The sequence below is a fragment of the Pyxidicoccus sp. M6 genome (assembly GCF_055568925.1).
In genome coordinates this window covers 11,517,569-11,528,007 of the sequence record NZ_CM145714.1, presented here as the reverse complement: position 1 = coordinate 11,528,007, position 10,439 = coordinate 11,517,569, and the positions used below count along the sequence as shown (strand labels likewise).

The following is a 10,439-nucleotide window of genomic DNA, read 5'->3' as shown; positions in this document are numbered from 1 at the left end:
CGCCCATGGACACGGCCGCGAGCACGGCACCCCAACCGCAAGACGCGGCGCCTCCCGCCGGAGGTGCGGCCGCGAGTGCTGCCCCATGGTGGGAGCGGTGGGGAGACCGACTCAACCCGCTGGTGGTGAAGGAGGTCCGCCAGGGCCTGCGCACGCGCATCTTCTGGGTGTGCTTCGGGTTGATGTTGCTGGCGTGCGTGGTGCTGTCGCTCGTCGCCTACGTGGAGGTGCGCGAGGCGGCCTTCGCCCGTCATGGCCGGGGGTTCTTCTTCTCGTTCTTCCTCTGCCTGGGCGTGGTGCACTTCTTCGTCATTCCGTACAACGCGTACCGCTCGCTGGCTCGGGAGCGGGAAGACGAGACGTGGGTGCTGCTGGTGCTCACGGGCCTGGGGCCTCGTCGAATCCTGCGCGGGAAGATGACGTCGTACCTGGTGCAGGCGGCGCTGTACGCGTCGGCGGTGGGGCCCTTCCTCCTCTTCAGCTACTTCCTCAATGGCATCGCCCTGCCCACCATCCTCGTCATCCTGGCGCTGGGGGCGGCGTGGCTCGTCTTCCTCACGGTGGCGGCCGTGTGCGCGGCGACGCTGGCGGACGGACGGCTGGGCCGTGCCTTCATCCACTTCGTGCTGCTGGCCGCGCTGGCCACCGCGCTGGTACAGGGCATGGTGGCCGCGTACGTCGTGAGCGACGAGGGCGACCGGCTGCTGCGCAACGAGGACTTCCTCTACGCGGTGGGCATCTCGCTGATGTTGATGCTCACGGACGGGTGGCTGCTCTTCGAGACGGCCGCGTCACGGCTGGCGCTGCCGACGGAGGACTACACGCGGGGGCCCCGGCGCGCGATGCTGGCGCAGGTGCTGCTGGGCATGCTCGTCGGCGTGGGCGTGTGGTGGTCCGAGTCGAAGGACCACACGGTGCCGGAGGTGTTCGGCATCCTCGGCGCGTTGCACCTGATGGCGGTGGGGCTCTTCGTGGCCACGGACGTGGACGGCCAGGCACGGCCGCTGCGCGCGGCCACGCGGCCCTGGTCGCTGTTGCGGCCCGGAGCGCTGCGGGGCTTCCGGCTGGTGGTGTTGTTACTGGCGGCGTGGGGGCTGCTGTTCTTCGGGCTGGAGCTCCTGGCCGCGGACATGCCGCTGCGCGGCGAGGCGATGCGGATGGCGACGGTGGCGACGCCCACGTACGGCATCCTGTTCCTGTCGGTGGCGGTGCTGCTGGGGCGCATGGCGCGCTCGGACCGGCTGTCCTCGCCCGCGGCGCTGCGTCTGCTCTTCGTGGCGGCGGTGGGCCTGGCATCCGCGTTGCCGCCGCTGGTGGCCGTGCTGATGGATTTGGAAGGAGATGACGAGCTCATCAACCTGCTCAACCCGGTGGTGGGCATCGTCAACTTCGGCGGGTACGACTACTCGACGGGTGGACCGAAGATGACGTGGCCGCTGCTGGGCTTCGTGGTGGGCTTGACGGTGCTGGCCGTGTTCGCCGCGGACCGGGTGCTCGCCGAGCGCGAGAAGCGGGCCCACGCCTCGTGAGCGCGAGGATGGACGAGGCGGCTGTCGCGCGGCTGGTGCCCGGGCTGGGGCTGGCGCTGCCGCGAGTCCCCCACCGGGGCCGCGTGGGCGAGGTGCGCGCCACGTCGGCTGGAAGCTCGCTGGAGCTGCACGACTTCCGCGCGTACCAGCCGGGCGATGACTTGCGGCAGGTGGACTGGAACGCGGTGGCGCGGACGGGAGAGCTCATCCTGCGCATCCGCCAGGACGAGGTGTCTCCCCGCGTGGAGGTGGTGCTGGATGGCTCGCGCTCCATGGCGCTGTCTCCGCGAAAGGCGGCGTGTGCGCGCGAGGTGGCGCTGCTCACGGCGGAGGTGGCGTCGCGGCAGGGACTGTCTCCCACGTTGATGGTGGCGGGAGCGCGGCCGGAGCGGGTGCAGGGGAATGCGTGCCGGGCGGCGCTTCATGCGGCGGAGTTCGACGCGCGGGATGACTTGTCGGCGTCGCTGGGGAGGCTGCCTCCGCTGCGCCCGTGTGGACTGCGGGTGGTGGTGAGCGACTTCCTGTTCGAGACGGATTTGCCGGCGCTGTGCTCGCGGCTGGGGCGCGGGGCATCGGGGTTGTTCCTGGCGCAGGTGCTGGACGCGGAGGACCTGGACCCCTCGGGAGGCGAGGGCGCGCGGTTGGTGGACGCGGAGAGCGGCGCGGCGCTGGAGGAGTTGCTGACGGAGGACGTGCTGGCCGCGTACGCGCGGAGGTTCGCCGAGCACCAGCGCGGGTTGAGGGCCGCGGCCATGCGGGCGCGCGGGAGTTTGTTGACGGCTCCGGCGTCGGAGTCGCTGGACGCGCTGGTGGCCGGGCCGCTGCGGCCCCTGTTCGTCGTGGGAGGTGGAGCGTGAGCTTCGGCTTCCCGTGGGGACTGCTGGCGCTGGGCGCACTGGCTCCGCTCGTGGCCGCGTACTTCCTGCGTCGCAGGCAGAAGCCCGTCGTGGTGAGCGCGCTGTTCCTGTGGCGCACGCCGCGTCCCCGGGCGGAGGCGGGCCCGCGCTTCGAGCGCTTCACTCGTGAGGCCTCGCTGCTCCTGGAGGCGTTGGCCGTGGTCGCCGCCGCGCTGTTCCTCGCGGACGTGCGGCTCGGCGAGACGGCGCGGGCCCGGCACCTGGTGCTGGTGGTGGACGGAAGCCTCTCCATGTCCGCGCGCGGGCCGGACAGCGTCACGGTGCTGGAGAAGGTGCGCCTGGAAGCCGCGAAGCGCGTGGAGGAGGTGGACGCCACGCAGGTGACGGTGCTGGCCAGTGGCATCGCGCCGCGCGTGCTGGCCGGCCCGGAGGCGGAGCCTTCCCGTGCGCTCGCCGCGCTGGAGTCCTTCCATGCCCAGGGCGCGGACCATGACCCCATGCCCACGTTGATATGGGCGCAGGAGCTGGCCGGTGCGGGCAGGCGGGTGGTCTTCCTCACCGACGTGGCTCCGGAGAATGCGGCCCTCGTGCCTGCATCGGTGCGGTGGATGGCGCTCGGGGCGGGGCTGGCCAACGTGGCGCTCGTCTCCGCACAGCGGCGGGACGAAGGTGCCACGGCCACGGTGACGCTGCGGGTGGCTCGCTTCGGCGCGGGGCCACGGGAAGTGGAAGCACGGGTGCGCGCGAAGCCCGGGCCCGGCGCGAAGGAAGGCACCGAGCGCGTGGAGCGCGTGCAGCTCCCCGACGAGGGCACCGCCACGGTGCGCCTCACCTTCCAGGGCGCGGGCGACGTGGAGGTCTCCCTGCCTGATGATGCACTGCCCGAGGATGGACATGTCCTCCTGCCGCCCGCGCCGCTGCGCCCCGTCGCGGTGGGTGTGGCGGAAGGGCTCGCGCCTCCCGAGCGTCAGGCCGTGGAGCGCTTCCTCGCGGTGGCGCCCGAGGTGGAGAAGGGCGCGACGGAAGGAGAGACACTGCTCATCGGTCCTCGGGGCACGGATGCGCGGGTGACGGTGGGCGCGGCGGGGAAGCTGCGCACCTTCCTGGGCCCGTTCTTCTCGGAGAAGGGCCACCCGCTGCTGGATGACGTGCAGCTCGCGGGCGTGAGGTGGACGGCGGGAGACAATCCTTCCGGACATGCCTTGGTGACCGCGGGCGAGTCGGTGCTCGTGTCCGAGGAAGAGGGCGGCCGCGTGCACCTCAACGTGGACCTGACGCGCTCCAACGTGCAGCGCGTGGCGGCGTGGCCGGTGCTGCTGGGCAACATCGTGCGCGAGGCACGCCGCACACGTGAGGGCTTTCCCCGCAAGCAGCTCACGCTGGGAGAGCCGCTGCCCGTGGTGACGGTGTCCGGCGCGCGCTACACGCTGGTGGGCCCGGATGGAAGCCGGCCCGTGTTCGGAGCGGGCGCTGTGGACCTGCCGCCGCCCTCGGGCCCCGGCCGCTACGTGCTGGAGCGCGATGGTGACGAGGTGGACACCGCCGAGGTGCTCGCGCTGGACGCCCGTGAGTCGGACCTGAGCGGACGCGGCACCGCGGACGTGGCACCGCGCGAGTCCGGTGACGACGAGGAGCGCGGCGCACCGGGCCGGGCGCGCTGGCCGCTGGTGCTGCTGCTCGTCGCGCTGGTGGCGGACTTCTACGTCACGCGGCGCGTGTGAACGCACTCATGCACGGCGATGAACAGGGCGCCATGGAGCGCACGGGAGGCCCGGAACGCTTCGGCGGCGGAGTCGCTAGACTGCGTTCCATGGTGCGTCGTGAAGGCACAGCCGCAGGTCCGTCGGAAAGCCCCGACGAAGAGGGCGTGCCATGCTGCACCGTTCCAGCGGGTGAAAGTCCCGTCCGGGTAATCACCGGAGAGCCCGGTAGCAGACCACCACCGAGGGTCGAGAGGTCCGAAGGTGAAGCGTGGTGTCAAAAGCCCTCCACGGCGAAAGTCGTGGGAGGGGAGCAACAACGCGGGCCGCAACATCAAGTGAAGCCTGCCGCCTCGTCACAGTTACAACCCGAGAGCCGAGCCGGGCATGTCGCGGCGAAGGCCATGCGAAGCGCGGGCAAGTCCGGATACGCGCGGAGTCTCGGCGGGGTAGAGGGCGCAGCACGCGTTGAAGGAAGGGTGCGGAACACGAGAGGCCCGTCTGCGCAGCCGACGTCCGGCAAGGGCCGCGCGTATAAGCCGAAGGCGAAAGCGAGCGGAGCGCAGCGGGAGTCCGAGGGGCTCGTAGTACCGGGGAGGGAGGCGACGAATAACGCCTCCGGAGGGAAGGGGCCCTGCTTTGGTAAGGCTTCAGCGGGAGGTAAGGGCGAGGGCATGGTTCGGCTCACCGGACCCAATCACCCCGTTCGGCAAGGGCCGGACGAGAAAGTCCGACGACTCCAGAGGAAGCTCTACGTCGCAGCCAAGCAGCAGAAGGGGCGCCGCTTCCACGCGCTGTTTGACCGAATCCACCGGAGTGACGTCCTGTGGGAGGCGTGGAGGCGGGTGCAACGAAACAAGGGCGCCGCTGGCGTGGATGGCGTCACGCTGGAGGCGGTGGAGCGGTACGGCGTCGAGAAGCTGCTGAGTGAGCTTCAAGACGCGCTCCACGCAGGCCGGTACCGGCCCCCGCCGGTACTCAGGCGGTACATCCCCAAGGCGGACGGGAAGCTGCGGCCGTTGGGGATTCCGACGGTCAAGGACCGCGTCGCGCAGATGGCGGCGAAGCTGGTGCTGGAGCCGATATTCGAGGCGGACTTCCTGCCCTCGTCCTTCGGCTTTCGGCCCCGGCTGGGCACCTTGCAGGCGCTGGAGACCATCCGCGAGAAGACCAACGGCGGACGGGACTTCGTGCTGGATGCGGACATCCGCGACTATTTCGGGAGCCTCGACCAGGGGTTGCTGATGGAGCGGCTGGAGGCCCGTGTCTGCGACCGGAGGGTCCTCAAGCTGGTGCGTGGCTGGCTCCGCGCAGGGGTGATGGAGGAGGGCCGGCACTCCGAGACAATCTCGGGGACGCCGCAGGGGGGAGTCATCTCCCCGTTGCTCTCCAACATCTACCTGCACGACTTCGACTCCGAATGGCAGCGCCAGTGCGCACGGGTGGGCGAACTGGTGAGGTACGCGGATGACTTCGTGGTGCTGTGCAAGGACCGCGAGGCAGTCGAGGAAGCCGAGCGGAGAGTCAGAAGTCTCTTCGAGCGGTTGAAGCTGACGCTGCACCCGGAGAAGACGCGGAAGGTGGAGCTGAGCGACGGGAAGCAAGGCTTCGACTTCCTGGGTTGCCACCTGCACAAGCGGATGTCGGGGAAGCTGTGGGAAGAGAAGCGGATACGCCGCTACTACCTCCACCGGTGGCCCTCGAAGAGAAGCATGGTGCGGGTGAGAGCCAGGACGAAGGAGCTGACGGACGCGAGGCTTGGCGGGGTGAAGGACGTGCGGGTGGTCATCGCCGCCCTGAATCCCGTGCTCCGAGGATGGGGCAACTACTTCCGCACCGGGAATGCGGCCCGGAAATTCGCCCAGCTCGACAAGTATGTAGAGCGGAAGCTGACGCGCTTCATGGTCCGCCGGTACGGGCGCAAGCTGAGGCCCGGGCAGGTGAATCAATGGACGCGTGAGTGGTTTGAGGGACACGGCCTGCACCGATTGCGCGGAACCATCCGCTACCCCAAGCCGTGCAAGCTGCAACGTGAACAACCATCGTTAAGCCGTGTGCGGGAAATCCGCATGCACGGTTTGAAAGGAGGCGGGTGGAAACGGAACGCTTGAGCGTCACCGCGCCACCCATCTACCAATGCTCCAACGGACCGTGCCGGGGGCCGGCGTCGAGACGCGGGCCACGTCCGAGCTGAGAGACCTGAGCCGGCAGCTCGAAGGAGGCCTGGAGGTCATCGAGGCGGCCTTCGAGCGCTACCGCCTGCTGACGGCCACGCTCGGCAAGCGCCGCTGGAAGTCCGCGCTGCGCCTCCAGCCCGCCGTGCTGGAGGCCGCCATCGAGCATGAGCCCGAGGTGCTCGAGGTGCTCGCGTCCCTGGAACGGCGCGCGGAGCGCGAGCCTGATGGAGTGGGCATGGCCAGTGCCCTCCTGCGGGAGCTGGATGAGACGCGTGCCGCCCTGGAGCGGGAGCTCAATCGCAGGCTTCCCGCGGACCCGGGCGCGCTCCTGTCGAGCCGGCTGGAGGCACTGAAGGCCGTGGTCCTCCGCCCCGTGCCGCTTCCTCCGGGCAGCGGCGAGCAGCGATTGCTGGAGGGCGCCGCGCTGCTGCCGCCGTGGCGGATGTCCCTGCTCCTGCTGGCGCTGTGCGCGGGGGCGTCGGCGTTCATCGGCCCCGTCTGGGCCATGCTGCTGCTCGCTGCGCTGGGAGTCTTCTTCCCTCTTCGCTCCGGGCGGTACTGGCTCACCACCGACCGGCTCCTCTGGCAGCCGCGTGGAGACGACCTGGTGCAGATTCCGCTGGCCTCCATCGGCGAGCGCAAGCTCACGCCCCATGGCGTGGAGCAGAACCTCGCCGTGAATCGGCTCACCGGCAGCATCACGTTGCATCGCCACGGCGTGTCGCTGCGCCACGTGGCGGACGCGGATTCGCTCGCGGCGCTGCTGTCCATCCGGCGCCGCAAGGAGTTCCGCCGCGCGGCGGCCACGCGGGATTCCCACCGCGCCGTGGCCATCATCCCCGTCTTCCGCACCACGCCGGAGAATGCCTTCGGCGTGACCGGTGACCTGCCCGTGGGGCTGGTCGTCCTGCGGCCGGGACTCATCGCCTACTTCCCGCACGCGCCCGCGGCGCCGCTCCTGGACGCCATCACCGAGCCGGAGGACCCCTCGGCGCCCTTGCTCAGTGACAGCCGGGACGGAGTGCCCGTGTCCATCGAGCTGCTCCTGGAGCAGATTCTCCTCCTGCCCGAGGAGGAGATGGACTCGATGCTGCGCAGGGCGGCGACCTCCCGCTACCACCCGGCCACGCTGCTGTGGAAGCCGTCCGAGGTGCGCTGCGCCTTCAAGCCCATCATGTTCTCCCTCAAGCTGACCCAGGGGGCCATCTCGCTCTGGGCCAACCTCTCATGGCCTCAGTGCCGGGCCGCCGAGCGCGTCATCTCGCGCTGGCCGGGACAGGCCCTCGAGTCATTTCCCCCGAGCCTCAGGGGCCCCACGCGATGACCTTCTCCCTTCCCCAGGCGTGGGTGCTGTTGTTCCCGCTGGGCCTCTTCCTCTGGAAGTACGGACGGCGGCCGGGTCCGCCCATGTGGCTGCGCGCGGCGCTGCTGGTGCTCGCGGTGGGCGCGCTGTCCGGCCCCGAGCTGCGGCTGTCGGACTCCGGCAGTGACGTCGTCGTGGTGGTGGACCGCTCCGCCTCCATGCCTCGCGACGTGGACCGCACCGCGCAGGAGCTCATCTCCCTGCTGGAGGCCCAGCGCCGTCCCGGCGACCGCGTGGGCGTCATCACCTTCGGCCGCGAGCCCCGCGTGGAGCAGGCGCTCACGGAGACGGGCCACTTCGGCGGCTTCACGCGGCCGGTGGACGTGGAGGCCTCCGATTTGTCGGCCGCGCTGGATGCGGCGGGCGGCCTCATTCCCAACGAGCGCAACGGCCGGGTGCTGGTGCTGTCAGACGGGCGGGCCACCGGCGTGGATGCGCGCGGCGCGGCGCGGAGGCTGGCGGCGCGAGGGCTCTCCGTGGACTGGCGCCAGCTCGCGCGGCCGGAGCCTCCGCTGGATATCGCCGTCGTCTCGCTGGATGTGCCCTCCTCCGTGGCGGTGCGCGAGCCGTTCCAGTTCTCCGCCGTGGTGCAGGCCTCGGCGGCCGTCACCGGCACGGTGCGCCTGGAGCGCAACGGGCGCGTGCTCGTGAAGGGGCCCTACGACTTCGTGCCCGGCGCCAACGTGCTGCCGCTGCGTGATTTGGTCGAGGAGCCGGGGCTCGTGCGCTACCAGCTCACGGTGGAGGCGCCCGGCGACGGCGTCACGGAGAACGACACGGGGCTCGCGGTGCTGCGCGTGGAGGGGCCTCCTCGCGTGCTGCTGGTGACGAATCAGCCTCGGGGCACGCTCGCGAAGGCGCTCGCGGCCACGGGCATGCAACTGGAGGTCCGCGCGCCCTTCCGGCTCACACTGGATGATTTGGACGGCGTGGGCTCGGTGGTGCTGGAGAACGTGGACGCCAACACGCTGGGCGAGCCGGGCCTCAACGCGCTGGCGGCGTACGTGGAGCAGGCGGGTGGCGGGCTCGTGATGACGGGCGGGCGCAGCAGCTTCGGCGAGGGGGGCTACCGGAGCTCGCCGGTGGAGCCGCTGCTGCCGGTATCACTGGAGATGCGCGAGGAGCAGCGCCGCGCGGCCGTGGCGTTGAGTGTGCTGATGGACTGCTCGTGCTCCATGGGCGTCACCGTCCCGGACGGGCGCACGAAGATGGAGCTGGCGGCCGAGGGCGTCATCGCCGCGCTCACGCTGCTCAATCCGAAGGACGAGGTGTCCGTCCACATGGTGGACACGAAGGCCCATGAAATCTTCCCGCTGAGCTCCGTGGAGGAGGGCCTGCCGCTGGGCGAGGTGGCTCGTGGCTTCAGCGGTGGTGGTGGCATCTTCGTGGGCGAGGCGCTGCGCACGGGCCGCAGTGAAATCCTCCGCAGCGACAAGCCCACGCGGCACGTGCTGCTCTTCTCCGACGCGGCGGACTCCGAGGAGCCGGACGACTACCTGCGCACGTTGTCGGAGTTGCGCTCGAAGGACGTGACGGTGTCCGTCATCGGCCTGGGCTCCGCGAAGGACTCGGATGCGAACCTCCTCAAGGAGGTGGCCGCGCGCGGAGGCGGGCGCATCTACTTCGCCGAGGATGCGATGAGTCTGCCGCGCATCTTCAGCCAGGAGACGCTCACGGTGGCGCGCGCCACCTTCGTGGACGAGCCCGCGTCCATGGAAGGCGCGCCGGACCTTCCGCTGCTGGGCCGGCTGTCCCCGGAGGGGCTGCCGCAGGTGGGCGGCTACAACCTCACGTACCTGAAGCCGCGCGCGAGCGTGGCGCTGCGTACGCTCGACGACAACGCCGCGCCGGTGCTGGCCATGTGGCCGCGCGGCGCGGGGCGCACGGTGGCCTTCACCGCGGAGGTGGACGGGCCGTACACGGGGGAGCTGCGGCAGTGGGGCTCATTGCGCGCGGCGCTGGAGGCCATGGTGCGCTGGACGCTCGCGGGCGCGGCGCCCGTGGGCGAGGCGGTGGTGCGCTCCGAGCGGCGGGGCCACCTGCTGCGCGTGACGCTCGATTTGCCTCCGGGCGAGCCGCTGCCGGGCGCGCTGCCCACGCTGGTGCTGCTGTCCGGAGAGGGACGCACCGCGCCGGTGGAGAAGCCGATGCGCTGGGAGGACGAGGACCGGCTGGTGGCCGAGTACCCACTGCAGGGCAGCGGCACGTGGCATCCGGTGGTGCGCCTGGGCTCGCGGGTGCTGCGCGCGCCGCCGGTGACGCTGCCGTACGCGCCGGAGTTCGAGCCCGGCAGCGCGAAGGAAGGACTGGAGTTGCTGCGCGCGGTGGCGGCGGTGGGCGGCGGCTTGGAGCGCCTGTCCATGACGGGGCTGTTCATGGACGCGCCCGAGTCGCAGGGGCGACTCGCCCTGGCACCGTGGCTGGTGGGTCTGGCGCTGGCCGTGCTGCTGGCGGAGGTGGCCGTGCGCCGCTTCCTCTCCGGCCCGCGACTGCGCAAGCCCGTGGCGGCGGTGGTGGCGAAGCCGGCGTTTGCTGGAGGGACGGCGGCTGCGAGCACCGCGCCTGTTCGCGCCGCTCCCGTGGTGGAGCGGAAGCCTCGCGCGGAGAGCGAAGGCGAGAAGGCCGCTACGCCCACGGAAGCCGAAGCCGCGAAGCCGAAGGAGGGCGGTGTGGACTCCGCGCTGGAGGCCGCGCGCGCTCGCGCTCGTAGACGGTTGGACCGATGACCGCGCTCATGGCGCGCGTCGAACAAAAAGGTGCGGACCGGCCGGACTCGGGAACGACGATTCAGTGCTGAGGACCGGCCCGCGGTG

General features: G+C 71.0%; 6 protein-coding genes. All 6 read left to right on the top strand.

Annotation, left to right across the window (positions count from 1 at the left end):
• Nucleotides 1-5 precede the first annotated feature (5 nt).
• The 6 genes from ACVTJA_RS45280 (at nt 6) to ACVTJA_RS45255 (ending at nt 10,352) form a co-directional block, all read left to right on the top strand.
• Nucleotides 6-1,529 carry an ABC transporter permease gene (locus ACVTJA_RS45280; RefSeq protein ID WP_465840669.1) on the top strand — a complete coding sequence of 508 codons (1,524 nt, stop codon included), beginning with the start codon at nt 6-8 and terminating at the stop codon, nt 1,527-1,529.
• An 8-nt stretch (nt 1,530-1,537) separates the two neighbouring features.
• A complete protein-coding gene (locus ACVTJA_RS45275) occupies nt 1,538-2,386 on the top strand; it encodes a DUF58 domain-containing protein (RefSeq protein ID WP_465830144.1) in 849 nt (282 codons plus the stop codon).
• Entirely contained in the window at nt 2,383-4,107 is a 1,725-nt protein-coding gene (locus ACVTJA_RS45270) for a BatA domain-containing protein (protein ID WP_465830142.1), read from the top strand. The genes ACVTJA_RS45275 and ACVTJA_RS45270 overlap by 4 nt, the downstream gene beginning before the upstream one ends.
• Nucleotides 4,108-4,931: 824 nt before the next feature.
• Nucleotides 4,932-6,197 carry a group II intron reverse transcriptase/maturase gene (gene ltrA / locus ACVTJA_RS45265; RefSeq protein WP_465825123.1) on the top strand — a complete coding sequence of 422 codons (1,266 nt, stop codon included), beginning with the start codon at nt 4,932-4,934 and terminating at the stop codon, nt 6,195-6,197.
• Between the two features lie 25 nt (nt 6,198-6,222).
• Complete coding sequence (locus ACVTJA_RS45260; protein WP_465830140.1) at nt 6,223-7,587, top strand: hypothetical protein; 1,365 nt, start codon at nt 6,223-6,225, stop codon at nt 7,585-7,587.
• A complete protein-coding gene (locus ACVTJA_RS45255) occupies nt 7,584-10,352 on the top strand; it encodes a VWA domain-containing protein (protein WP_465830138.1) in 2,769 nt (922 codons plus the stop codon). Before ACVTJA_RS45260 ends, ACVTJA_RS45255 begins: the two co-directional genes overlap by 4 nt.
• Nucleotides 10,353-10,439 lie beyond the last annotated feature (87 nt).

Excerpts from the sequence above, each read along its gene's own strand:
- ACVTJA_RS45280 (WP_465840669.1), top strand. The coding sequence starts at position 6 with ATGGACACGGCCGCGAGCACGGCACCCCAACCGCAAGACGCGGCGCCT.
- ACVTJA_RS45275 (WP_465830144.1), top strand. The coding sequence starts at position 1,538 with ATGGACGAGGCGGCTGTCGCGCGGCTGGTGCCCGGGCTGGGGCTGGCG.
- ACVTJA_RS45260 (WP_465830140.1), top strand. The coding sequence starts at position 6,223 with ATGCTCCAACGGACCGTGCCGGGGGCCGGCGTCGAGACGCGGGCCACG.
- ACVTJA_RS45255 (WP_465830138.1), top strand. The coding sequence starts at position 7,584 with ATGACCTTCTCCCTTCCCCAGGCGTGGGTGCTGTTGTTCCCGCTGGGC.